Genomic DNA, 23736 nt, shown 5'->3' on the forward strand with positions numbered 1-23736 from the left:
AAGGCGCGGCAGTATAGCGCGCATCCGCGGTTGGCACACGTACCAAAGGTCCCCACCAAGGTCGGCAGTGGCCGGGCACTGTTCTTGCCTGAATGCCCGTCAGGGCCGATATGTGCAAACATGGCAATTATTCTTCACACACCCTAAAGTGGCGGTTGGCCATGCCTTATTCCTCTGCCCTGGCCAGAGCACGGTGAGCCACCTGTGACCGAAACAGCGCTGCAGAAGCTTCTCCTCAAACGTTTTCTCATGGCGGCCGGCACCTATCTGCTGGTGTTGGCGCTGGTCTGGGTTGCGCTGTTGAATGGCCATCTGCAAGCCTCCCTGGATGTCTTGTTGCTGGGCAGCGGCCTGTTGCTGGTGAGCCAGTTGCTGCTCGGCTGGGTGTTTGCCAGTGGCCGCAACCTGCGCTTTGGCGACCCGAGCCTGACCGAATTCCAGGTGTTGCTGGCGATTGCCTGGCAAACCTGGCTGCTGGCCCAGCTCGACCAGGGGCGCGGTACTTTTCTGATGTTTTATCCGTTGATTCTGATGTTCGGCCTGTTTCACCTGAGGGGGCGGGTGTTCGTGCGCTGCGCGCTGCTGGTGCTGTGCAGCTTCTTCGGCCTGATTGCCTGGGAGGCCTGGCAGGTGCCGCATTTCGCCGGTTCGCTGCTGGCGTTGCAGGCCAGTGCCTTGCTGGTGGTGCTGTGCTGGTTGTGCCTGTATGCCCGCTATGTGCAGGCCGCTCGCCAGCGCATGCGCCAACGCCGCTATGCCTTGCAGGCCCATCAGGACACCTTGCGCGGCATGATGCGCCAGCTTGAAGACCTGGTGGCCACCGACGAACTGACCGGGCTGTTCAACCGTCGGCATTTTCTCAGCCTGGCCAGCCGCGAGCTTGCGCGCATGCGCGCAGACAGCAGCCACGGCCTGGCGTTGATCGACCTCGATCATTTCAAGCGCATCAACGATGTCTATGGGCATGCCGCCGGCGACCAGGTGCTGCAAGCCTTCGCCTCGATCGCCAGCGATTGCCTGGGCGACACTGCGGTGCTGGCCCGTTACGGTGGCGAAGAGTTCGTGCTGTTGCTGCCCGATTGCAGCCAAGCGCAGCTGTTCAGCTGTTGTGAACGCTTGCGCAAGGCCTTTGCCCTGGCCCAGCCGCCAGCGGTCGGCTTGCGCGTCGAACCGTTAAGCCTGTCGGCCGGGCTGACCCTGTTGGCGCCTGGCGATGATCTCGATGACGCCTTGCAACGTGCCGATCAGGCCTTGTACCGGGCCAAACACTGTGGGCGCAACCGCTGCCTGGCCGCCTGGGAGGCCGTCGATGCCTGAGTTGCGGGTCGCTGAGCGACAATGGCAGGTGGCCGCGGGCAGCAACCTGCTCGATGCCCTTAATGATGCCGGGCTGGCGGTGCCCTACAGTTGCCGTGCCGGCAGTTGCCACGCCTGCCTGGTGCGCTGCCTGCAAGGCCAGCCCGCAGATGCCCGGCCCGATGCCCTGGCGGCGGACAAACGCCAGCAAGGTTGGCGCCTGGCGTGCCAATGCAGTGTCGAAGAAGATTTGCAGGTGGCCTTGTTCGACCCGCTCGCAGATGGCCTGCCGGCCGAGGTCAGCGGCCTGGACTGGCTGAGCCCGACGGTGCTGCGCCTGCGGCTTGAGCCGCAAAGGGCGCTACGCTACCAGGCCGGCCAGCACCTGGTGTTGTGGAGCCCGAACGGGGTCGCCCGACCTTATTCGCTGGCGAGCCTGCCGGGGGAGGACGGCTTTCTCGAGTTTCACCTCGATTGCCGGCAACCCGGTGCCTTCTGCGATGCCGCCCGGCAACTGACTATCGGTTCGACGTTGCGCTTGGGCGAGTTGCGCGGCGGCGCCTTGCATTACGATCCGGACTGGCAGGAGCGCCCGTTGTGGCTGCTGGCCGCCGGCACTGGCCTGGCGCCGTTATGGGGGATTGTGCGCGAAGCCTTGCGCCAGGAACACCACGGCCCGATTCGCCTGCTGCACCTGGCCCATGACCAGCAGGAGCACTATCTGGCGCAGGCATTGATGGCGCTTGCCAGCCGGCACCCGCAGTTGCAGGTCGAGCTGCTGACCCCGCCGCAGTTGCCCCAGGCTCTGGCGGCGCTACGCCTGCCGTCACGCCAGACTGTGACCCTGGCCTGTGGCTCGGCGGCCAGTGTCGAGCAGTTTGCCCGGCGCATGTTTCTCGCCGGCCTGCCGCGCAATCAGTTGCTTGCCGATGTGTTCACCGGTCATGCCTGATTCCGAGCAGGCAAAAAAAGGTTCTTCACGCAATCCCGGGGTCTATGATCTTTGGGTTGGGTTGTTGCGGTTACGGCTGCGGGCTTATCCATTTGATGTGGCGCGGCTGCCGGCCCCTTCCGCCCTTACGGCGGGTCCCTTTTGTCTTGGCAAAAGGAACCAAAACCGCTCGCTCCAGCATACGGCCCTACGCTGCGCTCCGGGTTCCTTCGCTACGGTGCCTTCCAGGGGCATCGCGGCCTACGACTTGCTGCGCCAAGTCTACGTCTCGCGACTTCGGCTCAGGCCGAAGGGGGCTGCGCACCAGCCCCCTCCAGACACCTACGCTCAGCCTCCTGAAGTCGCGAAGTTACGGGCGGTGCCTGCACTGGCGTATCTGCGAAATCAGATTCTGGCGCGGTCATACTGAAGCCAAAGCTAGGAACGACTTGCTTGGTTTTGGTTTTGGTCTTGATCTTCATGCACGTACTTCCAGGCGCCGCGAAAAGCGACTTCAGGAGGCCGAGCGTAGGTGCCTGTAGGGGCGGTGCGCAGCACCTTCGGCGGCAGCCGAAGACGCGAGATGTAGACTTGGCGCAGCAAGTCGTAGGCCGCGATGCCCCGGAAGGTGCCGTAGCGAGGGGACCCGGAGCGCAGCGTAGGGCCGTATGCAGGAGCAAGCGGTTTTGCCTACTTCTTCCCAAGAGAAAAGTAGGCCGCCGTAAAGGCGGAAGGGGCCAGCAGCAGCCCCACACTGAATGGATAAACTCACAGCCTCAACAACCCAACCCTGAATTCCGTGAAGAGCCAAAAAAAAGCCCCGCAGCACAGGCTACGGGGCTTTGTTCAGCAGGGCCTGAGCATCAGACCAGCGAATCACCGACGTGCAGGATCTTCATGCCGTTGGTACCACCGATGGTGTGGTAGCTGTCGCCTTTGGTCAGGATCGCCCAGTCACCTGGCTCGACCGCGCCGCGCTGCAGCAACTCGTCGACTGCCGCCTGGCTGACTTTCTCCGCCGGCAGGGCTGCCGGATCGAAAGCCACCGGGTACACGCCACGGAACATCGCAGCGCGAGCCAGGGTGGCGCGGTGCGGCGAGAACGCGTAGATCGGCACCGAGGAACGCAGGCGCGACATGATCAGCGGGGTGTAGCCACTTTCGGTGAGGGCGATGATTGCCTTGACGCCGGGGAAGTGGTTGGCGGTGTACATGGCCGCCAGGGCGATGCTTTCGTCGCAGCGCTCGAAGCGGGTGTGCAGACGGTGGCTGGACTTCTGGCTGGTCGGGTGCTTTTCCGCGCCCAGGCAGATGCGCGCCATGGCCTGTACCGCTTCGATCGGGTAGGCGCCGGCGGCGCTTTCGGCCGAGAGCATCACCGCATCGGTGTTGTCCAGCACGGCGTTGGCCACGTCGGACACTTCGGCGCGGGTCGGCATCGGGTTCTGGATCATCGACTCCATCATCTGGGTCGCCACGATCACCGCCTTGTTGTTGCGGCGGGCGTGCTGGATGATCTTCTTCTGGATCGCGATCAGCTCGGCATCGCCGATTTCCACGCCCAGGTCGCCACGGGCCACCATGACCGCGTCACTGGCGGCGATCAGGCCGTCGAGGGTCTCGTCATCGGCGACCGCTTCGGCGCGCTCGATCTTGGCCACCAGCCAGGCGCTACCGCCGGCTTCGTCGCGCAGGCGACGGGCGTATTCCATGTCGGAGGCGTCGCGCGGGAAGGAAACGGCCAGGTAGTCCAGGTCCATTTCGGCTGCCAGCTTGATGTCGGCCTTGTCTTTTTCGGTCAGCGCCGGAGCTGTCAGGCCGCCGCCGCGACGGTTGATGCCTTTATGGTCGGACAGCGGGCCGCCGATCAGCACTTCGCAGTGCAGGGCGTCGGCGGTGGCGCTGGTTACGCGCATGACCACGCGGCCGTCGTCGAGCAGCAGTTCATCACCGACGCCGCAGTCCTTGACCAGGTCCGGATAGTCGATGCCGACGATATCCTGGGTGCCTTCGGTCAGCGGATGGGCGGTGGAGAAGGTGAAGCGGTCACCGACCTTGAGTTCGATACGCTTGTTGCTGAACTTGGCGATACGGATCTTCGGCCCTTGCAGGTCACCGAGCAGCGCCACGTGGCGGCCCAGGCGGGCAGCGATATCGCGGATCAGGCGCGCGCGAGCCTTGTGCTCGTCAGGCGTGCCGTGGGAGAAGTTCAGGCGAGCGACATCCAGGCCGGCGAGGATCAGTTGCTCGATCACTTCCGGCGAGTTGCTGGCGGGGCCAAGGGTGGCGACGATTTTGGTACGGCGGATGGTCATGCACAGACTCCTATAGTGAAGCGCAGCGAAAGGCTACTCCGGAAAATCGCTGTAGTCATTGTTCCTTTGCACTACCTGGCGGTTAGCGCGAGTGGCATTTGAACGGCTACAGGGCCCGAGCGCCGCTGGTGTGGGAGCGGCGGTGCGACGACTAGACTTGACCCGCGATGAGGCCAGTGCAGCCAGCCATGTCTACAGATTTTCCGCACAAAGCCGATACACTGCTCAATACAGGAGATCCCCCATGCGAGCCTTGATCGTTTTAGCCCTGGCCACCAGCGTCGTCGGTTGCACCCGCTGGTCGATGGACCATCATTTGAACAACGCCTACCGCGCCTATGACCGGGGCAACTGCGAGAAGGTCATGCTCGAGCTGTCCCAGGTCGAGCGCACCAGCCGCGCCCGACCGTTCATCCAGCCGGAAGTGTCGCTGCTGCGTGGCCAGTGCCTTGAACGGCAGAAATTGTTCGTCGATGCGGCGCAGACCTACCAGTTCATTCTTCAGCGCTACCCGCAGAGCGAGTACGCGTTCCGTGCCCGTGCCCGGCTGCAGACCCTCGAACAACTGGGCCACTACCGCAGCGGCGAAGCGGCGATTGCCCGCCCGGCAACCACCACGCCTTGGCGTTAATACTAAAGTCAGCAGGTCTGATTGTGACGCGCGGGTCAGGGTGCGCTAATCTTGTTGCTGAAATGAATGAAAAACAGCAGCCCTAGCGCGGCCCTGCTAAAAGGGTCTTCGACAGCGATCCCGACCATGTTTGACGAGCGCCGCATCGAGCGTCACCAGCTCCCTTATTTTCTCAAAGTCTTCAACCGCTTCACCGACCAGCCCATCGGCTACCTGGGAAATGTGTCCGAAGACGGCCTGATGCTGATCAGCCAGCTGCCGATGCTGGTCGGCCCGGATTTCGAGTTGCAGCTCAAAGTCCCGGGCCGCGATGGCGCAGTGCACCTGATCAACCTCACCGCCAGTTGCCTGTGGAGCCATGAAGACCAGACGCCCGGGCATTACGACTCGGGTTTCATGCTGCTGCAGGCGCCACGTGACTACGAGCAACTGGTGCGTGCCCTGCGCAACTATTTCAGCTTCCATCCGTTGAACGCTTCGGCCTGACGCTGGCCGTGACGGGCTGCTGGCCCTAGACTCTGGGCGACCTTCTGTTCAGGACGACCCCGTGAGCTCCAGCATTTTCTGGCACGACTACGAAACCACCGGTATCAACCCGCGCAACGACCGGCCCTTGCAGGTCGCCGGGGTGCGCACCGACCTTGACCTCAACGAGATCGAGGCGCCGATCAACTTCTATTGCCAGCCCAGCGCCGATATCCTGCCGCATCCCAAGGCTTGCCTGGTCACCGGCATCACTCCGCAGCAACTGGCCGCCAACGGCTTGAGCGAAGCCGAGTTCATGACCCGGGTGCATGCCGAACTGGCCCGCCCCGGCACCTGTGGCGCCGGCTACAACAGCTTGCGGTTCGACGACGAAGTCACCCGCTACAGCCTGTATCGCAACTTTTTTGATCCCTATGCCCGCGAGTGGCAGGGCGGCAACAGCCGCTGGGACTTGATCGACATCGTACGCACTGCTTATGCCCTGCGCCCGGACGGTATCGAGTGGCCACAACAGGACGGGCGCACCAGTTTGCGCCTGGAGTTGCTCACTGCCGCCAATGGCATCGACCATGGCCAGGCCCATGAAGCGTTGTCTGACGTGCGCGCCACCATTGCACTTGCGCGATTGATCCGACAGAAACAGCCCAAGCTTTATGACTGGTTGTTTCAACTGCGCAGCAAGCAGAAAGTCCTCGACCAGATTCGATTATTACAACCGATGGTGCATATCTCTGGCCGTTTCTCTGCGGCACGCAATTATCTGGGGGTGGTATTACCTCTGGCCTGGCACCCGCGCAATCGCAATGCCTTGATTGTCTGTGACCTGCACCTGGATGTTCAGCCCTTGATAGATGAGGATGCTGATTCACTGCGTCAGCGTTTATACACTCGTCGTGAGGAAATGCCTGACGGACAATTGCCGGTGCCGTTGAAATTAATCCATATCAATCGCTGCCCGGTGGTCGCCCCGTTGAGTGTATTGCGTGGCGAAGATCAGCAGCGTTTGCAACTGGATATGGCTGTTTATCAGGCGCGCGCGGCGAGTCTGATTGCCGCCGCCGGGCAATGGCAGGAGAAATTGCCGCTGGTTTATAGCGCCGAGGAGTTTGCTCCCAGCGAAGACCCGGAACAGCAGTTGTATGATGGCTTTCTTGGCGATCGTGATCGGCGTTTGTGCGAGCAAGTGCGCAGTGTCGATCCGCAGCAACTAGGGCAGGGGCAGTGGATGTTCGATGATGAACGTTTGCCAGAATTGTTGTTTCGTTATCGCGCACGCAATTTCAGCGAAACCTTGAATGCCGAGGAACGCCAGCGTTGGCAAACCTTCTGCCAGCAACGCCTGAGCGACCCGTTGATGGGCGCGCCCAATACCCTTGGGGATTTCGAGCGGGCCCTGCAGGAATGCTGGCTGGACGCCGACGCCCAGCAACAGCTGTTGCTCGGCCAGTGGCGTAACCATGTGCAGGCGCTTAAGTTGCAATTGGGAATGTAAGCAAACGTTGAAAATAAAAAACGCCAGCAAGGCTGGCGTTTTTAGCGAGTAACACAAGGTTACCAGCGGGCTTATTAACCCAGCAGGGTTGCCCAGCCTTCAACCACGTCACCACCCCATTTGGCTTTCCATTCTTTCAGGGTTTTGTGGTTGCCGCCTTTGGTTTCGATGACTTCACCGTTGTGCGGGTTTTTGTATTGCTTGACCTTGCGCGCACGTTTGGTGCCGGTGGTTTTAACCGCGCCGCGCGGGGCTTTGTTCAGTTTGGCTTCTGGATCCAGCAGCGCAATGATGTCACGCAGGGACTTCGAATATTCGCCCATCAGTGCACGCAGTTTGCCTTCGAATTCCAGCTCGGTTTGCAGCTTGTCGTCTTGCGACAGGTTCTGCAGACGCGCTTGCAGTTCTTTGATGGCTTCTTCGGTAGCGCGATATTCGTTGATCAGGGACATGAGGCGTTCCTTGGAAATGAAGGATTTTGGACAGACAGTGCGGCAATAATAATCAGACAGTACCCCCAAGTAAACATTTAAGCAGGCAATTAGCTCAATGAATGCTTAAACACCTTGAGGGATTAGGTTAAGAAAAATTTACAAACTAAGTGGTTTTTCCAATAGTTAACTTGATCGCCAGCCCGCAGCGCTACACGGCAGTGCCCTCTACCGCGCCACCCGGGCAGGCGACAGGGCGCGTGCAATGAGTACTGCAGTTTTGCCGGGCACTCGCTAGAATGTGCGCCTTTGCGAAAGTTTCTGGAGTCCATTTCATGCGCACCTACCGGCTGGTGATTGCCTGCCCCGACCGCGTTGGCATCGTCGCCAAAGTCAGTAATTTCCTGGCGTCCTATAACGGCTGGATCAACGAAGCCAACCACCACTCCGACGAGCAGAGCGGCTGGTTCTTCATGCGCCACGAAATCCGCGCCGAAACCCTGCCGTTCGGTATCGAGGAATTTCGTGAAGCCTTCGCACCGATCGCCGAAGAGTTCTCGATGGTCTGGCGCATCACCGATACCGACCAGAAGAAGCGCGTAGTATTGATGGCCAGCCGCGAGTCCCACTGCCTGGCCGACCTGCTGCACCGCTGGCATGCCAAGGAACTGGACTGCGACATTCCCTGTGTGATTTCCAACCACAACGACCTGCGCAGCATGGTCGAGTGGCACGGCATCCCGTTCTTCCATGTGCCGGTCGATCCGCAGAACAAGCAGCCGGCCTTTGCCGAAGTCTCGCGCCTGGTCAAGGAGCACGGTGCCGACGTGGTGGTACTGGCGCGCTACATGCAGATCCTGCCGCCGCAACTGTGCCAGGAATACGCCCAGCAGGTGATCAACATCCACCACAGCTTCCTGCCTTCGTTCGTCGGCGCCAAACCGTACCACCAGGCGTCGCTGCGCGGCGTCAAGCTGATCGGCGCGACCTGCCACTACGTCACCGAAGAACTCGATGCCGGCCCGATCATCGAGCAGGACGTGGTTCGCGTCAGCCATAGCGACAGCATCGAAGACATGGTGCGTTTCGGCCGTGACGTCGAGAAAATGGTCCTGGCCCGCGGCCTGCGTTATCACCTGGAAGACCGCGTGCTGGTCCACGGCAACAAGACCGTGGTGTTCAACTAAGCCTCAGTGCCGGAGGTTGGCCAATGGCCGATCCACTCGACAAGGCTACCTCCAAGGCCCCGCCGACCCTCGGCGAGGGCTGCCTGAGCCGCTACGACCCGGATGCGCTGGACAGCGAAGACGGCACCGATTTTCCCGGTGCCGCCGAGCTCTGGGAGCAGCTCAAGCCGGCTAGCGACGAACCCGCGCCTGACTGAGCCGCCAGCGCTCCAGCAGCGGCCGACCCAGCAGGCAGAGGAACACCGGGCCACCGGCGACCAGGTAGAAATAGTAGGTCACCAGCCGCCAGATCAGGATGGCCGCCGCCGCGGTCGATGTGCCCACCAAAGGCGAAAGCAATGCGGCCGAGGTCATTTCAGCCGCGCCTGCACCGCCCGGCAGCAGGCTGAATTGCCCGGCGCTGAGCGACAGCATCTGCACCAGGAAGCTCGGTATCCACTGCAGATCGACCCCAAGCCCGCGCAACGCCAGGTACAGCACGCTGTAGCGCAGCCCCCAGTGCACGCAGGTCAGGGCAAACACCAGCGCCAGGGTGCGTTTGGGTAGCCGCCAGGTTTCGCCCAGGGCGCGAAAGAAGTGCAGCAGCTTGCGCGTCCAGCGTCGGCGCCTGCGGGCGGACACCTTGAGCCTGTGCAGCAACCGGCCATTGAGGCGCAGTAGCGCGCGACGGTATCGCAGCAAGCCGAGCAGGGTGGCGAAGGCGGTGAACATCAACAGCGCGCTGCTGAGCAGCAGGCCCTCCAGGCTGCGGTTGAGACTGTGGAACAGCGCGTAGCCGGCGATCCCCAGCATGGCGCAGAAAAAGAACAGCAGATCATTGAGCTGGTCGGCAGCAAATACCGCGCTGCTGCGCGCCGGCCCGATGCGATCGCGGGCCAGCAAGGCCATCAGTGCCAGCGGCCCGCCGCTGCCGCCCGGCGTTGTACAGATGGCAAACTCGGTGGCCATGATCACCCCCAGGCTGCGCAAGCGCCCCAGCGCCGCGCCCTGGCTGCCGAGCAGCAGACGCAGGCGCATGGCGTTGATGATCCAGCACACTACAATCATGGCGAACAGGCCCAGCAGCAGTTGCGGGGCAAAACCACGCAGGCGCGGCAACAGCTCGCTGCCTCCGAGCAGGGCTGGCACCAGCAGCGCCCCGATCAGCGCCATCAGCAGCCAGGGCAGGCGGTTCACCGAGGGTGCCTGCTGGCCAGCCAGGCGGATTTGGTCATCGGCTCGCGGCCCTGGCGCAGCAAGCGCTGGACCGTTTGCAGCCAGTAGCGGCGGGAAAAGCCATGGCGCATGTCCACCGGGTGCAGGCCCAGGCGGATCACCGGCGCTTGGCGCAGGCGCGCCTCACGTACGTCGCACAACACTTTCGACAGCCCGCGGCGCCAACGGCTGCGGGCGCTCCAGACCAGGCCGGGGGCCGCGATCGGGCTGAAGTCGGGCAATTGAAAGATGTGCTGCGGGTCGCTGGTGTAACGCAGCGGGAGTTGGCGCAAGGCCTGGCGGGTGCCGTCGCTCATCAGCCAGGCCGGGGCGACAAAACCCGCCAGGGGCCAGTCATAGCGGCGGAACAGGTCGATACCGGCTTCAAGGCGTTGCCGCGCCTGGGGCTGGTCGAGGCTGTAGAACTCGCCTTCCCAGGTATAGATGCGGCGCATGAAGTAGTCCCGCGGCGAGCGCGGTGGCGGGCTGTCATCGGCATGAAAGTAGCCATGCAGGGCCATTTCGTCGCCACGCTGCAAGCGCCGGTCGAGCATCAGGCGAAATCCGGGGGCCTGCTCCAGGGCATTGCGCTTGTGAAAGTCCGGCACCACCAGCCAGGTCATGGGAATGTTGCCCAGAGCGTCGATGGCTTCGACGAAGGGTTGGTAGTCCGGCCAGGTTTCCGGCGCGACATCATGCAGCACCAGCAGCAGGCTCGGGCGATCGGCAGGCTCAGGCATGAGCGCGTACCGGCATCGGGTGGCCGAGCACCGCCCGGTAATGCTCGAGCAGGCCATTGACTACGCTGTCCCAGGCGTAGTGCTGCTCGACATGGGCGCGGGCCTGCTGACCCATGTGCCGGGCACCGGCCTCGAACACCTCGCGCACCGTGCGGGCCATGGCCTGGCCATCGTTGGGCGGGCACAGGCGCCCGCAGTGCTCGTTGACGATTTCGCTGAAGGCCCCGGCGGCCACGGCAATGACCGGAATGGCACTGGCCATGGCTTCGAGAATCACCAGGCCGAAGGTCTCCTGGTCGCCTGCGTGCAGCAGGGCATCGGCGCTGGCCAGCAGGCGGGCGACTTCAGTGGCCGGGCAGAAGTGATCGATGACGCTGACGTTGGCCGGCACCGTGGCCGGCATGTGCGAGCCCACCAGCAGCAGGTGATAGTGCTTGCCCAGACGTTTCATGCAGTCGAGCAGTACCGGCAGGTTCTTCTCCCGCGAGCCGCGTCCGGCGAACACCAGCAGGCGCGTGGTATCGGCGAGACCCAGTTGCCGGCGCAGCGACAGGTCACGGTGCTGCGGGTGGAAGGTTGCCAGGTCGACGCCCAGGCGCTGCACATGGACATTGTCGATACCCAGGCCGCGCAACTTGTCGGCCATTACCTGACTCGGCGCCAGCACCCGGTCGAAATTGCCATAGAGTTTGCTGACATAGGCTTCGACGTTGGGCGTGAACCAGTTGCCCATGCGGTTGCTCACCAGCAACGGCAGGTCGGAGTGATAGAAGCCGATCACCGGCACATCCAGCTGGCGCCGGGCATCCAGCGCCGCCCAGGCGGTCAGGTAGGGGTCACCGACCTCGATCAGGTCCGGCTGAAGATCGTGCAGGACATTGCGCCAAGGTGCCAGGCGCAGGGGGAAGCGATAGCCGTTGCCGAATGGCAGGGCCGGGGCCGGCACCTTGTAGATGCCGTTATCGTGGCTGGCGCTGGCGCCGGGAATCAACAGGCTGTGACGAACACCGGGAGTAAGGCCCAGGCGGCGGTGTTTGGCATCAAGATAGGTACGCACGCCGCCGCTGGCGGGCGCGTAGAACATGGTGATGTCAGCGATGTGCACGATCAGCATCCCTCCGAGATCGTCTCCAGAGTGTGTCACCAGGCGGCTTTTCGCCGCTGGAGACGCGCCCTAAGGTTGACCTCTATGAAGGATAGTTTGTTCGATTGGGTTCGGTAGCGGCTAGCGGCAAGCTACAAGCTGCAAGAAAAAGCAGAGCGCACTAGGCTCTGTTTCTTCTTGCACCTTACAGCTTGTAGCTTGCCGCTCAAGCTCAAATACGGAAGCTGCCCACCAGTTGTTTCAGGCGGCTGGCTTGTTGCTCCAGGTCGGCGCAGGCGCGCAGGGTCGACTGCAGGTTCTCGACCCCTTCCTGGTTGAGCATGTTGATTTCGTTGATGTCCATGTTGATCGAATCGACCACGGCGGTTTGTTCTTCGGTGGCGGTGGCCACCGACTGGTTCATGCCGTCGATCTCGCCGATGCGCAGGGTTACGCTGCCCAGGCGCTCACCGGCCTGGTTGGCGATCTCGACGCTGTCCTGGCTGTGGCGCTGGCTTTGGCCCATGGTGTCGACCGATTCACGGGCGCCGACCTGCAGCTCTTCGATCATGTTCTGCACTTGCTGCGCCGACTCCTGGGTGCGGTGCGCCAGGTTGCGTACTTCATCGGCGACCACAGCAAAACCGCGACCGGCTTCCCCTGCGCGTGCCGCCTCGATGGCGGCGTTGAGCGCCAGCAGGTTGGTCTGCTGCGAGATGCTGGTGATCACTTCGAGGATCTGGCCGATGTTCACCGTTTTGCTGTTGAGCGTCTCGATGTGTGCGCTGGAAGTGCAGATCAGGTCCGACAGACGGTTCATCGCCTGGATGCTGCGATCGACCACCTGCTGGCCTTCTTCAGCCAGATGCCGTGCCGAGCTTGCCTGTTGCGAGGCTTGCGCGGCGTTGTGGGCGATTTCCTGGGCGGCGGCGCCCAACTGGTTGATCGCCGCGGCAACGCTGTTGGTGCGGTTGGACTGCTCGTCGGAGTTGACCATCGACGAGTTGGAGGCGCTGACTACCCGCAGGGCCACTTCGTTGACCTGCTCGGTGGCCGAGGACACTTCGCGGATCGAGCCGTGGATGCGCTCGACGAAGCGGTTGAAGGCGGTGCCGAGGATGCCGAATTCGTCGTGGTTATGGATCGCCAGACGCTTGGTCAGGTCGCCCTCACCTTCGGCGATGTCCTCCATGGCCCGGGTCATGGTGTGCAGCGGTTGCATCAGTACGCGGATCAGCAGGCCGAGCAGGGCAATGATGATGACCACGGCGACCAGGGTGGCAATCACCGCCGAGGTGCGGAACTTGCTCAGCATCGAGTAGGCCTCGTCCTTGTCTACCGACAGGCCGATGTACCAGTTAGCCGAAGGCAGGCCCTTGACCGGGGCGAAGCTGAGGATCCGGGTCTTGCCGTCAAGTTCGACCTCGCTCGGTTCCTTGCTGATGCGCGGGGTGTTCTGTGGGAACAGGTCCGACAGCGACTTCATCACCAGGTTTTTATCCGGGTGCACGAGGATCTTGCCTTGATCGTTGATCAGGAAGGCGTAGCCCATGCCGCCGAAGTTCAGCGAGTTGATGATCTCGGTCAGGCCGTCGAGGGCCAGGTCGCCACCGACCACGCCAACGTTGCGCGCAGCGGTCGCCACCACCGAAATGACCATCTTGCCGGTGCTGACATCAATATAAGGTTCGGTCAGGATCGGCCCGTTGGCGGCCATGCCGTCTTTATACCAGGGGCGTACGCGCGGGTCGTAGCCGTCGGGCATCTTGGTCTGTGGGCGGATGGTGAAACCGCCATTGACGTCACCCAGGTAAATGGTCAGGAAACTTGAGACCAGCGCTTGTTGGCCGAGCAGCGTGCCGACTTTGTCAGCCTCGGGAAACGCGGCAATGTTTTGTGCAACGTTTTGTACCAGCAGAATACGACCGTCAAACAGGTTCTTGATATTGGTCGAAGTGGTTTCGCCCATTTCTTCAAGATAGTTTTCCAGATCCTCGCGAATGGCATTACGCTGCAAGAAATCGTTGTACAAGGTAAACAGGGTAAAGGCGATCATGACGATCAGCGAGGCGGCCAATAGGATCTTGTGGCTGAATCGGAGGCTTTTGTTCATAACGTGTCGGTCCGCTAAGGTCTTGTTATCCGGGTCGTTCGCACAAAGAACAGCGTGAAAGCAGTGCAGGTCCCAATTCCTTGTCGGGCTATTCCTGTCTTCCTGGTGGTCTATCGCTATTTAATATCGGCCGTTTCAAGCCAAAGCTTTAAACAGAGGGTGAAAAAACATGCCTGACTCTTCGCAATTCGTGCTCGGCGCCGACCTCGCCGGGCAGCCGGTGGCCCAGGCCATGCGCCTGGCCAACCGTCACGGCCTGGTGGCCGGGGCGACCGGTACCGGCAAGACCGTAACCCTGCAACACATGGCCGAAGCCTTCAGCGACGCTGGCGTGGCGGTGTTTGCCGCTGATGTCAAAGGCGATCTGTGCGGCCTGGGCGCGGCGGGCAACCCCCAGGGCAAGGTGGCCGAGCGCATTGCCGGCATGCCCTGGCTTAACCATCGGCCTCAGGCTTATCCGGTCAGCTTGTGGGATATTCACGGTCAGTCTGGTCACCCGCTGCGCACCACCCTCAGCGAAATGGGCCCGTTGTTGTTGGGCAATTTGCTGGAGCTGACCGACAGCCAGCAGGCGGCGTTGTATGCCGCGTTCAAGGTCGCCGACCGCGAAGGCCTGTTGCTACTCGACATCAAGGACCTCAAGGCGCTGCTGGCGCACCTGAAGGACAACCCGCAACTGCTCGGTGAAGACAGTGCGCTGATGACCACCGGCTCCAGCCAGGCCCTGTTGCGGCGCCTGGCAACCCTCGAGCAGCAGGGCGCTGAGGCGCTGTTTGGCGAGCCGGCCTTGCAACTGGAAGACATTCTGCAGCCGGATGTCGATGGTCGCGGACGCATTCACCTGCTCGACGCCAGCCGCCTGGTGCATGAGGCGCCGAAGGTCTATGCGACCTTCCTGCTGTGGCTGTTGGCCGAACTGTTCGAGCAATTGCCCGAGCGTGGCGATGCCGAAAAACCGTTGCTGGCCCTGTTCTTTGATGAGGCCCACTTGCTGTTCAATGGCACCCCCAAGGCCCTGCAGGACCGGCTGGAGCAGGTGGTGCGGCTGATCCGTTCCAAGGGCGTAGGTGTGTACTTTGTCACCCAGTCGCCGGGCGATCTGCCGGATGATGTCCTCGCGCAGTTGGGCCTGCGCGTCCAGCACGGCCTGCGGGCATTCACCGCCAAGGAGCAGAAATCCCTCAAGGCCGTGGCCGATGGTTTCCGCCCCAACCCGCAATTCGACACCTTGAGCGTGCTCACCGAGCTGGGCATCGGTGAGGCCCTGGTCGGTACCCTGCAGGAAAAGGGCACGCCGGGTATGGTCCAGCGTGTACTGATTGCCCCGCCGCAGTCGCGCATCGGGCCGCTGAGCGCCGCCGAACGGGCAGCGCTGATTGCCGCTTCGCCCTTGGTCGGGCGTTATGACAAACCGATCGACCGTGAATCGGCCTATGAAATGCTCAATGCCCGTAAAGGCGGCGCCGCTGAGCCTGAGCAGGCGCCGGCTGCGGCTGAAGAGAGCTTGGCCGACAAAGCCGGCGAGTTCCTGCAAAGCGCAGCAGGGCAGGCGATCAAGTCGGCGGTACGCCAGGCGGCCAACCAGTTCGGGCGCCAGTTGGTACGGGGCCTGATGGGTTCGTTGCTCGGCGGCAGCAAGCGCCGGTGATTGCATCAGGCATAAAAAAGGCGCCCCTCGGGGCGCCTTTTTACTGCGGGGTGTATTAGCCGATGGCTTTGGTCGCCAGCCAGAACAAAGCTGCCGACAAGCCCACGGTAGCCGGAAGGGTCAGTACCCAGGCCAGCAGGATGGTGCGCACGGTGCCACCTTGCAGGCCGCTCTTGTTCGCCACCATGGTACCGGCCACACCCGAGGACAGTACGTGGGTGGTCGAGACCGGCAGGCTGAAGATGTTGGCCATGCCGATGGCGCAGGCTGCGGTGATCTGCGCCGACATGCCCTGGGCGTAGGTCATGCCTTGTTTGCCGATCTTCTCGCCGATGGTCAGCACTACGCGTTTCCAGCCGACCATGGTACCCAGGCCCAGGGCCAGGGCGACCGCGAGAATCACCCAGAACGGTGCGTACTCGGTGGTGGCGGTGAGGTCCTTGCGCAGTTTGTCCAGGTCCGCCTTCTCGCGTGCCTGCAGGCCTGGCAGCTTGCCGACCTTCTTGGCGGTGTCGTCCAGGCAGAGCAGGTAACGACGTACTTCAATGCGTTTTTCCGGTGTCAGCGAACGGTAGTCGGCCACGCCTTTGAGCGAATCGAGCAAGGCATTGATGGTCGGCTCGGTCTGCTGCGGGTTGCAACTGAACTGTTCTGGCAGGTCGCCTTCTTTGGCTTTGCCCAGGGCCAGGAATTCGCCCAGGGTCGCTTCGTTGCGCTGGTAGAACTGGTTCAGGTGCAGCGTGGCGTCGCGGGTCCGCTCGATCTGGTAGGTGGTGCTGTTGAGGTCGAGAACGAACGCCGATGGAACGATACCGATCAGTACCAGCATGATCAGGCCGATACCTTTCTGACCGTCGTTGGAACCGTGCACGAAGCTCACACCCATCGCCGAAATTACCAGCACCAGGCGGTTCCAGAATGGCGGGTGCTTCTTGTCGTCGAGTTTGCGGCGCTGTTCCGGCGTCTTGTGCATCTTCGACAGTGGTCGCCACCATTTCAGGCCCAGCAGCACCAGCGCGGCGACAGCGAAACCGGCCATCGGCGACAGTACCAGCGACATGCCGATATCGATTGCCTTCTGCCAGTTGACCCCGTCACCCAGCGGAATGTCGCTGATCAGGGCGTTGGCCAGGCCCACGCCGAGGATCGAGCCGATCAACGTGTGCGAACTGGACGCCGGGATCCCGAAGTACCAGGTACCCAGGTTCCAGGTGATGGCGGCAGCCAATAGAGAGAAGACCATCGCCAGGCCGTGGCCGGTGTTCACGTTGATCAGCAGTTCGACCGGCAGCAGGTGAACGATGGCATACGCCACGCCGACACCGCCGAGCAGAACCCCGAGGAAGTTGAACACGCCGGAGAAGAACACGGCCAGGTGCGGCGGCATGGCTTTGGTATAGATGACTGTAGCTACCGCGTTAGCGGTGTCATGAAAGCCATTGATGAACTCGAAGGCGAGTACGAAGGTCAGAGCGAGCAGCAAGCTCACCAGTACCCAGGCATCAAGTCCGCTGAATAAATCGATCATGAAGGAATTCTGACCCGGTCATAAGGGGGCGCGATTATGCCAGAAATCCCCGGTAATCGATGCCCCTGCGACGGACCGCTCGACGACTTTTCTACCCCATTGCCCAAGCCGCTGAGTCGGCGATGCTTCGGTGATCGTCGGCTAAAATCGAAAAAAATCGAGAAAAATTAAACATTTGCATGATTTCATGCGTATCAGAAAAAAATCAAACGGCCGTATGAAATTTGTGAAATTCCGTTACCGCATGCGTATGACGGCGCAAAAATCAGCTGCATCGTGCTCAGCTAAAAGCATCCCCGCACGCCGTGGCGCGGCGTGTTGCGATCGCCATCAGGCGTGGCTCAGGGCGCCTGGTCCTTGAGTTCTTTCTCGATTTTTTCCAGTTCCTGGGCGAAGGCCTGGTCTAGCACGCTTGCGCGTTTGCGCCATGGCTTGCGTTCCGGGTCGGGTTGCGCGGCATAAGTGGTGACTTCACCGCCATAGACGTCCTTGTAACGTTGTTCCTGGCGCTCTAGTTCGGCGCGCAGTTCATCTTTGGTCACAGTATTACCTGTATGGATATAAACCCTGGCGTTTACGCGGGCAATTGAGTGCGCGGGGCACAACATGCACACGGCTACGCGGCCAGAGCGGCATAACTGTCGCAGCAACAGTAGGTTGTGGTGGTGCAAGCGAAAGTGAACATCGAGGTGTTCACGTTAATGGCACTTGCAGCGATCCGGTTGTGTCTGCCTGGGGGCAGCAGCGGATTGGATCCGCACTATCCCCGCCCAAGGGCGTGGATACGAAGTTTTATTATAGCAAGCAGATTGTCTGACACTAGTACTCTCTATTGTTGATAAGAACAATAGAGCGGCGGTTTTGTTACGAAGTTATGAATGCGCTCAGTCCGCCGAGTATGAAATTTGAACCGGGCGCCGAGAAAAAGTTCTCTGGCCACCGACCCCGTCTTTTACGGAGGAAGGAAAAACGGCCTCGCTTCGTGGGCAAGGCCGTGCCTGGGACTTCTACGGTGGGTACCTGACCAGTCTCTCCAAGAAGCCACATGGTGGCGGGAGAAAGGTATAAGCAATTGAGGGTAGCGGTCAATTGCGATTATCGGTCGATGGTTCGATAATCGCCCCAGTGACCGTGTTGCCGAGGCTAGCCATGACAGAAGAAACCACGCCCAAAGGGCCAGGATTGAACGACAACGTGCGTAGCTCGTTTGCGTCCCTGGCGCCGCCTATCGTTGCCTCGCCGGCCAAGCGTATCCAGGCCTTTACCGGTGACCCCGATTTCATGACCTCGCTGGCCCGGGGCCTGGCGGTAGTTCAGGCGTTCCAGGAGCGCAAGCGCCACCTGACCATCGCCCAGATCAGCCACCGCACGGAAATCCCCCGCGCCGCGGTACGCCGCTGCCTGCATACGCTGATCAAGCTCGGCTACGCCACCACCGACGGGCGCACCTATTCGCTGCTGCCCAAGGTGCTGACCCTGGGTCACGCCTACTTGTCGTCGACGCCGCTGGCGGTATCAGCGCAGCCTTATCTGGACCGCATGAGCGACCAGTTGCACGAGGCTTGCAACATGGCCACCCTGGAGGGCGACGACATTCTCTACATCGCCCGCTCGGCCACGGTGCAGCGCCTGATTTCGGTCGACCTGTCGGTTGGCGGGCGCCTGCCGGCTTATTGCACCTCCATGGGCCGTATCCTGTTGGCGGCGCTGGACGACGCAACCCTGCACGAATACCTCGAGCACGCCGACCTGCAGGCCAAGACCAGCCGCACCCTCCATGACCCGGTGGCCTTGCTCGAGTGCCTGCAGCTGGTTCGCCAGCAGGGCTGGTGCGTGGTCGACCAGGAGCTGGAGCAGGGCTTGCGCTCGATTGCCGTTCCGGTTTACGACGCCTCCGGCCAGGTGCTGGCGGCGCTCAACGTCAGTACCCATGCCGGACGGGTCAGCCGCACCGAGCTTGAACAGCGCTTCCTGCCGATCATGCTTGCCGCCAGTCGTGACCTCAGCGCGCAATTGTTCGCCTGAACGTTCCTGTTCGATAAACGCACAGAGATGCGTTTATCGAATTGCGCCGCGCCCGCCTGCTTATTAATGTCCCTCGCAGCGGTCAGCCTGCCCTGGCCGCCCATAATAATGAGCGAGAGGCAAACGCCCCATGACCGACTTCCTGTCCCTGCACGGTTTGCACCTGTCCTACGCGGGACTGCGCGGCAGCTGATCCAGTTTTTCGATCCCGTCCCTGTTCGTCCGTGCCGTTCACGCGCGCACCCGCACACGCGCGCGCTTCTTCTGGATAAAAATAATGAATAGTCCTCAAGCTGCTGTCGGAAACTGCCTTGATGTGCAGTCCTTTATCAATAGCCAACCGCTGTCGCGCTACCAATGGCGGGTGGTGATCCTGTGCTTTCTGATCGTCTTCCTCGACGGCCTCGATACGGCGGCCATGGGCTTTATCGCCCCGGCCCTGTCCCAGGACTGGGGCATTGACCGGGCCAGCCTCGGCCCGGTGATGAGCGCTGCGTTGATCGGCATGGTCTTCGGTGCGCTGGGGTCCGGGCCGCTGGCCGATCGTTTCGGGCGCAAAGTCGTACTGGTGGGGGCAGTGCTGCTGTTCGGCGCGTTCAGCCTGGCGTCGGCCTACAGCACCAATGTTGACCAGTTGCTGGTGCTGCGTTTTCTCACCGGGCTGGGCCTGGGCGCGGGCATGCCCAATGCCACGACGCTGCTGTCCGAATACACCCCGGAGCGGCACAAGTCGCTGCTGGTGACCAGCATGTTCTGCGGCTTCAACCTGGGCATGGCCGGGGGTGGCTTCATTTCTGCCAAGCTGATCCCGGCGTTCGGCTGGCACAGCCTGCTGCTGATCGGCGGGGTTCTGCCACTGGTGCTGGCGGTGGTGCTGGTGTTCTGGCTGCCGGAGTCGGCGCGTTACCTGGTAGTGCGCAACCGCGGCACCGACAAGGTACGCAAGACCCTGGCGCCGATCGAGCCGGCCATCGTCGGCCAGGCATCGAGCTTCAGCGTGCCGGAGCAAAAGACAGTCAAAGCCCGCAACGTGTTTGCGGTGATCTTCTCCGGGACTTACAGCGTCGGCACTCTGCTCTTGTGGCTGACCTATTTCATGGGCCTGGTGATTGTCTACCTGCTGACCAGCTGGCTGCCAACCCTGATGCGCGACAGTGGCGCGAGCATGGAGCAGGCTGCCTTCATCGGTGCGCTGTTCCAGTTTGGCGGGGTGCTCAGCGCCGTGGCGGTGGGCTGGGCCATGGACCGTTACAACCCGCACAAGGTTATCGGCACCTTCTACTTGCTGGCCGGGGTGTTTGCCTACGCGGTAGGGCAGAGCCTGGGCAACATCACCCTTCTCGCGACCCTGGTGCTGATTGCCGGTATGTGCGTCAACGGTGCGCAGTCGGCGATGCCGTCGCTGGCGGCCCGCTTCTACCCGACCCAGGGGCGCGCCACCGGGGTGTCGTGGATGCTCGGTATCGGCCGTTTCGGGGCGATTCTCGGGGCGTGGATGGGCGCAACCCTGTTGGGCCTGGGCTGGAATTTCGAACAAGTGCTGACCGCGCTGGTGATCCCGGCGGCACTGGCCACCACGGCGGTGATTATCAAGGGCATGGTCAGTCACGCAGATGCGACCTGACAGCCCTCGCACGTGTTGTTAGCAAGATAACAATCAGTTCGATAATCGAACAGTTAGTCGATTATCGGATTGAACAGCCCCCCAGCCCATCTTAATCTGAACCCATGACCGGCGCCGCCCGAGGCGCCTTGAAACCGACCCCGACTCAGCATATCCAGGAGTCTGCAATGGCTGAAATCCTCTCGCTCCACGACGCCGTGAAGCAGTTCGTCAACGACGGAGACAGCGTCGCCCTCGAAGGCTTCACGCACTTGATTCCGACTGCCGCCGGGCATGAAATCATTCGTCAGGGCAAGAAAGATCTGACCCTGGTACGCATGACGCCTGACCTGATCTACGACCAGCTGATCGGCGCCGGTTGCGCCCGCAAGCTGATTTTCTCCTGGGGCGGCAACCCGGGTGTCGGTTCCCTCCATCGCCTGCGCGACGCGGTTGAAAAACACTGGCCGCACGCTATCGAGATCGAAGAACACAGCCACGCCGACCTGGCCAACGCCTACGTCGCCGGCGCCTCGGGCCTGCCCTTCGCGGTGCTGCGTGCCTACGCAGGTTCCGACCTGCCGAAGGTCAACCCACTGATCAAGAGCGTCACTTGCCCGTTCACCGGTGAAGTTCTCGCCGCCGTGCCTTCGGTACGCCCGGACGTCACCGTGATTCACGCGCAAAAGGCCGACCGCAAGGGCAACGTGCTGCTCTGGGGCATTCTCGGTGTGCAGAAGGAAGCAGCCCTGGCGGCCAAGCGCTGCATCGTCACCGTCGAGGAAATTGTCGACGACCTCCAGGCGCCGATGAACGCCTGCGTGCTGCCGACCTGGGCGCTGTCTGCGGTGTGCCTGGTGCCGGGCGGCGCGCATCCGTCCTACGCCCATGGTTACTACGAGCGGGACAATCGCTTCTACCAGGCCTGGGACCCGATTGCCCGCAGCCGCGAAAGCTTCACGGCGTGGGTCGACCAGTACATTCGCGGCACCGCCGACTTCACTGAATTCAAGGCAAAATTGGCCAGCGCGGAGGCTGCACAATGAGCTACTCCACCAATGAAATGATGACCGTTGCCGCAGCCCGTCGCCTGCGCAATGGCGCCGTCTGCTTCGTCGGCATCGGCCTGCCGTCCAAGGCCGCCAACCTGGCGCGCCTGACCTCGTCGCCCGATGTCGTGCTGATTTACGAGTCCGGCCCGATCGGCGCCAAGCCAAGCGTGCTGCCGCTGTCGATCGGTGACGGCGAGCTGGCGGAAACCGCCGACACCGTGGTGCCGACCGGCGAGATCTTTCGCTACTGGCTGCAGGGCGGGCGCATCGATGTGGGCTTTCTCGGCGCGGCCCAGGTCGACCGCTTCGGCAACATCAACACCACCGTGGTCGGTGACTATCACCAGCCCAAAGTTCGCCTGCCAGGTGCCGGTGGCGCGCCGGAGATCGCCGGTTCCGCCAAGCAGGTGCTGATCATCCTCAAGCAGTCGAACCGCGCCTTTGTCGACAAGCTCGACTTCATTACCTCGGTCGGCCACGGCGAAGGCGGTGATTCACGCAAGCGCCTGGGCCTGCCAGGCGAGGGGCCGGTAGGCATTATTACCGACCTGTGCATCATGGAGCCGGAAGCCGGTACTCATGAGTTCGTGGTGACTTCGATTCACCCGGGCGTGACCCGCGAGCAGATCATCGCTGCCACCGGCTGGGCCATCCGTTTTGCCGACGACGTGCAAACCACCGTCGCGCCGAGCGATGTCGAGCTCAACGCCCTGCGCGACCTTGAAGCGCGCACCGCCGCCGCCCACGGCCAAGCGCCAGGAGAAGCCTGATGCGTGAGGTATTTATCTGCGATGCCATTCGCACCCCCATTGGCCGCTTTGGCGGCGCCCTGGCCAGCGTGCGCGCCGACGACCTGGCGGCAGTGCCGCTCAAGGCGTTGATCGAGCGTAACCCGCAGGTACAGTGGGATCAGCTCGACGAGGTGTTCCTCGGTTGCGCCAACCAGGCCGGTGAAGACAACCGTAACGTCGCGCGCATGGCGCTGCTGCTGGCCGGCCTGCCAGACAGCGTGCCGGGGGTGACCCTCAACCGCCTCTGCGCCTCGGGCATGGACGCGGTGGGCACGGCCTTTCGCGCCATCGCCAGCGGCGAGATGGAGCTGGCGATTGCCGGCGGCGTCGAGTCGATGTCCCGGGCGCCGTTCGTCATGGGCAAGGCCGACAACGCCTACTCGCGCAACATGAAGCTGGAAGACACCACCATCGGCTGGCGCTTCATCAACCCGCTGATGAAGGCCCAGTACGGCGTCGATGCCATGCCGCAGACCGCCGACAACGTTGCCGACGATTATCAGGTCTCGCGTGCCGACCAGGACGCCTTTGCCCTGCGCAGCCAGCAACGCACGGCTGCCGCCCAGGCTGCGGGCTTCTTTGCCGAAGAGATCGTGCCGGTGCGCATCGCCCATAAAAAGGGCGAGACGGTCGTTGAGCACGACGAGCACCCGCGCGCCGACACCACCCTCGAAGCCCTGGCCCGCCTCAAGCCAGTCAACGGCGCGGACAAGACCGTCACCGCCGGCAATGCCTCGGGGGTCAACGACGGTGCTGCGGCGCTGATCCTGGCCTCGGCAGACGCAGTGAAAAAGCATGGCCTGACCCCGCGGGCGCGGGTGCTTGGCATGGCCAGTGCCGGTGTGGCGCCGCGGGTAATGGGCATCGGCCCGGTGCCGGCGGTGCGCAAACTGACCGAGCGCCTGGGCGTGGCGGTGGCTGATTTTGATGTCATCGAACTCAACGAAGCCTTTGCCAGCCAGGGCCTGGCCGTGCTGCGCGAACTCGGCCTGGCCGACGATGCGCCGCAGGTCAATCCCAACGGCGGCGCCATTGCCCTTGGCCATCCGCTGGGTATGAGCGGCGCGCGCCTGGTCCTTACCGCTTTGCACCACCTGGAGAAATCCGGCGGACGCAAAGGCCTGGCGACCATGTGTGTCGGCGTCGGCCAGGGCCTGGCCCTGGCCATCGAGCGGGTGTAAACCAATGG

General features: G+C 62.4%; 21 protein-coding genes and 1 pseudogene. 13 read left to right on the forward strand and 9 right to left on the reverse strand.

All coding sequences use genetic code 11. The features are described from left to right. Positions 1-204 precede the first annotated feature (204 nt). Together JYG36_RS05880 and JYG36_RS05885 are read left to right on the forward strand one after the other, a co-directional pair. Positions 205-1317 carry a GGDEF domain-containing protein gene (locus JYG36_RS05880; RefSeq protein ID WP_213603356.1) on the forward strand — a complete coding sequence of 371 codons (1113 nt, stop codon included), beginning with the start codon at positions 205-207 and terminating at the stop codon, positions 1315-1317. Beyond that, complete coding sequence (locus JYG36_RS05885) at positions 1310-2248, forward strand: iron-sulfur-binding ferredoxin reductase (RefSeq protein ID WP_213603358.1); 939 nt, start codon at positions 1310-1312, stop codon at positions 2246-2248. Before JYG36_RS05880 ends, JYG36_RS05885 begins: the two co-directional genes overlap by 8 nt. Before the next feature lie 842 nt (positions 2249-3090). Here the strand turns inward: JYG36_RS05885 and pyk are convergent. Then, positions 3091-4542 carry a pyruvate kinase gene (gene pyk / locus JYG36_RS05890; RefSeq protein ID WP_093379909.1) on the reverse strand — a complete coding sequence of 484 codons (1452 nt, stop codon included), beginning with the start codon at positions 4540-4542 and terminating at the stop codon, positions 3091-3093. Between the two features lie 244 nt (positions 4543-4786). Here pyk and JYG36_RS05895 point away from each other — a divergent pair, with 244 nt between their 5' ends. The 3 genes from JYG36_RS05895 to sbcB all read left to right on the forward strand — a co-directional run bounded on the left by JYG36_RS05895 (position 4787) and on the right by sbcB (position 7151). Next, on the forward strand, positions 4787-5173 hold the full coding sequence (locus tag JYG36_RS05895) for a tetratricopeptide repeat protein (protein WP_045197440.1): 387 nt from the start codon (positions 4787-4789) through the stop codon (positions 5171-5173). Between the two features lie 126 nt (positions 5174-5299). Continuing rightward, the gene (locus JYG36_RS05900) at positions 5300-5659 is read left to right on the forward strand and encodes a PilZ domain-containing protein (protein WP_045197442.1); all 360 of its coding nucleotides are present in this window, start codon (positions 5300-5302) and stop codon (positions 5657-5659) included. A gap of 61 nt (positions 5660-5720) precedes the next feature. Beyond that, entirely contained in the window at positions 5721-7151 is a 1431-nt protein-coding gene (gene sbcB / locus JYG36_RS05905; RefSeq protein ID WP_045197445.1) for an exodeoxyribonuclease I, read from the forward strand. A 74-nt stretch (positions 7152-7225) separates the two neighbouring features. Here the strand turns inward: sbcB and mvaT are convergent, their stop codons facing one another. Further along, positions 7226-7603, reverse strand: a complete 378-nt coding sequence (gene mvaT, locus JYG36_RS05910) for a histone-like nucleoid-structuring protein MvaT (protein WP_045197447.1) — start codon at positions 7601-7603, stop codon at positions 7226-7228. Between the two features lie 314 nt (positions 7604-7917). Between mvaT and purU the strand changes: the two genes are divergently transcribed. Beyond that, positions 7918-8769, forward strand: a complete 852-nt coding sequence (gene purU / locus JYG36_RS05915; RefSeq protein ID WP_045197450.1) for a formyltetrahydrofolate deformylase — start codon at positions 7918-7920, stop codon at positions 8767-8769. Between the two features lie 23 nt (positions 8770-8792). Then, positions 8793-8966: a hypothetical protein gene (locus JYG36_RS05920; RefSeq protein ID WP_176794221.1), complete on the forward strand. Its 174-nt coding sequence runs from the start codon at positions 8793-8795 to the stop codon at positions 8964-8966. On the opposite strand, the gene gpgF is transcribed toward JYG36_RS05920, so the two are convergent. From gpgF to JYG36_RS26750, 5 genes and pseudogenes are all read right to left on the reverse strand, one after another. Further along, the gene (gene gpgF, locus JYG36_RS05925) at positions 8941-9945 is read right to left on the reverse strand and encodes a glucosaminyl phosphatidylglycerol flippase (protein WP_093379914.1); all 1005 of its coding nucleotides are present in this window, start codon (positions 9943-9945) and stop codon (positions 8941-8943) included. The two genes, JYG36_RS05920 and gpgF, sit on opposite strands and share 26 nt — an antisense overlap. Beyond that, on the reverse strand, positions 9942-10703 hold the full coding sequence (gene gpgD, locus JYG36_RS05930) for an N-acetylglucosaminyl phosphatidylglycerol deacetylase (RefSeq protein WP_045197453.1): 762 nt from the start codon (positions 10701-10703) through the stop codon (positions 9942-9944). The genes gpgF and gpgD overlap by 4 nt, the downstream gene beginning before the upstream one ends. Beyond that, entirely contained in the window at positions 10696-11817 is a 1122-nt protein-coding gene (gene gpgS, locus JYG36_RS05935) for an N-acetylglucosaminyl phosphatidylglycerol synthase (protein ID WP_213603359.1), read from the reverse strand. The genes gpgD and gpgS overlap by 8 nt, the downstream gene beginning before the upstream one ends. 202 nt (positions 11818-12019) lie before the next feature. Continuing rightward, the gene (locus tag JYG36_RS26745; protein ID WP_371128668.1) at positions 12020-12784 is read right to left on the reverse strand and encodes a methyl-accepting chemotaxis protein; all 765 of its coding nucleotides are present in this window, start codon (positions 12782-12784) and stop codon (positions 12020-12022) included. 141 nt (positions 12785-12925) lie between these two features. After that, positions 12926-13900: pseudogene (locus JYG36_RS26750) on the reverse strand (cache domain-containing protein); the annotation flags it as partial. A gap of 169 nt (positions 13901-14069) precedes the next feature. On the opposite strand from JYG36_RS26750, the gene JYG36_RS05945 reads away from it, so the two are divergent. After that, the gene (locus JYG36_RS05945; protein WP_093379920.1) at positions 14070-15548 is read left to right on the forward strand and encodes a helicase HerA-like domain-containing protein; all 1479 of its coding nucleotides are present in this window, start codon (positions 14070-14072) and stop codon (positions 15546-15548) included. Between the two features lie 55 nt (positions 15549-15603). On the opposite strand, the gene JYG36_RS05950 is transcribed toward JYG36_RS05945, so the two are convergent. Together JYG36_RS05950 and JYG36_RS05955 are read right to left on the reverse strand one after the other, a co-directional pair. After that, entirely contained in the window at positions 15604-17076 is a 1473-nt protein-coding gene (locus JYG36_RS05950) for an inorganic phosphate transporter (RefSeq protein ID WP_045197461.1), read from the reverse strand. A 341-nt stretch (positions 17077-17417) separates the two neighbouring features. Continuing rightward, positions 17418-17618 carry a hypothetical protein gene (locus tag JYG36_RS05955; protein ID WP_010220873.1) on the reverse strand — a complete coding sequence of 67 codons (201 nt, stop codon included), beginning with the start codon at positions 17616-17618 and terminating at the stop codon, positions 17418-17420. Between the two features lie 607 nt (positions 17619-18225). On the opposite strand from JYG36_RS05955, the gene pcaR reads away from it, so the two are divergent. The 5 genes from pcaR to pcaF all read left to right on the forward strand — a co-directional run bounded on the left by pcaR (position 18226) and on the right by pcaF (position 23728). Next, on the forward strand, positions 18226-19101 hold the full coding sequence (gene pcaR, locus JYG36_RS05960) for a pca regulon transcriptional regulator PcaR (protein WP_176794222.1): 876 nt from the start codon (positions 18226-18228) through the stop codon (positions 19099-19101). Between the two features lie 277 nt (positions 19102-19378). Then, on the forward strand, positions 19379-20725 hold the full coding sequence (gene pcaK / locus JYG36_RS05965) for a 4-hydroxybenzoate transporter PcaK (RefSeq protein WP_093379926.1): 1347 nt from the start codon (positions 19379-19381) through the stop codon (positions 20723-20725). A 167-nt stretch (positions 20726-20892) separates the two neighbouring features. Beyond that, positions 20893-21750, forward strand: coding sequence for a CoA transferase subunit A (locus JYG36_RS05970; protein ID WP_045197469.1), 858 nt, complete (start codon positions 20893-20895; stop codon positions 21748-21750). Continuing rightward, complete coding sequence (locus JYG36_RS05975; RefSeq protein ID WP_213603361.1) at positions 21747-22526, forward strand: CoA-transferase subunit beta; 780 nt, start codon at positions 21747-21749, stop codon at positions 22524-22526. Before JYG36_RS05970 ends, JYG36_RS05975 begins: the two co-directional genes overlap by 4 nt. After that, the gene (gene pcaF, locus JYG36_RS05980; RefSeq protein ID WP_195885921.1) at positions 22523-23728 is read left to right on the forward strand and encodes a 3-oxoadipyl-CoA thiolase; all 1206 of its coding nucleotides are present in this window, start codon (positions 22523-22525) and stop codon (positions 23726-23728) included. Before JYG36_RS05975 ends, pcaF begins: the two co-directional genes overlap by 4 nt. Positions 23729-23736: the final 8 nt, after the last annotated feature.

It is taken from the genome of Pseudomonas sp. SORT22, assembly GCF_018417635.1.
Classification (GTDB): domain Bacteria; phylum Pseudomonadota; class Gammaproteobacteria; order Pseudomonadales; family Pseudomonadaceae; genus Aquipseudomonas.

Bases quoted from the DNA above. Each gene is read 5' to 3' on its own strand.
- JYG36_RS05885 (WP_213603358.1), top strand. From the start codon at position 1,310: ATGCCTGAGTTGCGGGTCGCTGAGCGACAATGGCAGGTGGCCGCGGGC.
- pyk (WP_093379909.1), bottom strand. From the start codon at position 4,542: ATGACCATCCGCCGTACCAAAATCGTCGCCACCCTTGGCCCCGCCAGC.
- JYG36_RS05895 (WP_045197440.1), top strand. From the start codon at position 4,787: ATGCGAGCCTTGATCGTTTTAGCCCTGGCCACCAGCGTCGTCGGTTGC.
- JYG36_RS05900 (WP_045197442.1), top strand. From the start codon at position 5,300: ATGTTTGACGAGCGCCGCATCGAGCGTCACCAGCTCCCTTATTTTCTC.
- mvaT (WP_045197447.1), bottom strand. From the start codon at position 7,603: ATGTCCCTGATCAACGAATATCGCGCTACCGAAGAAGCCATCAAAGAA.
- purU (WP_045197450.1), top strand. From the start codon at position 7,918: ATGCGCACCTACCGGCTGGTGATTGCCTGCCCCGACCGCGTTGGCATC.
- JYG36_RS05920 (WP_176794221.1), top strand. From the start codon at position 8,793: ATGGCCGATCCACTCGACAAGGCTACCTCCAAGGCCCCGCCGACCCTC.
- gpgD (WP_045197453.1), bottom strand. From the start codon at position 10,703: ATGCCTGAGCCTGCCGATCGCCCGAGCCTGCTGCTGGTGCTGCATGAT.
- gpgS (WP_213603359.1), bottom strand. From the start codon at position 11,817: ATGCTGATCGTGCACATCGCTGACATCACCATGTTCTACGCGCCCGCC.
- JYG36_RS26745 (WP_371128668.1), bottom strand. From the start codon at position 12,784: ATGGTCAACTCCGACGAGCAGTCCAACCGCACCAACAGCGTTGCCGCG.
- JYG36_RS05945 (WP_093379920.1), top strand. From the start codon at position 14,070: ATGCCTGACTCTTCGCAATTCGTGCTCGGCGCCGACCTCGCCGGGCAG.
- JYG36_RS05950 (WP_045197461.1), bottom strand. From the start codon at position 17,076: ATGATCGATTTATTCAGCGGACTTGATGCCTGGGTACTGGTGAGCTTG.
- pcaR (WP_176794222.1), top strand. From the start codon at position 18,226: ATGACAGAAGAAACCACGCCCAAAGGGCCAGGATTGAACGACAACGTG.
- pcaK (WP_093379926.1), top strand. From the start codon at position 19,379: ATGAATAGTCCTCAAGCTGCTGTCGGAAACTGCCTTGATGTGCAGTCC.
- JYG36_RS05970 (WP_045197469.1), top strand. From the start codon at position 20,893: ATGGCTGAAATCCTCTCGCTCCACGACGCCGTGAAGCAGTTCGTCAAC.
- JYG36_RS05975 (WP_213603361.1), top strand. From the start codon at position 21,747: ATGAGCTACTCCACCAATGAAATGATGACCGTTGCCGCAGCCCGTCGC.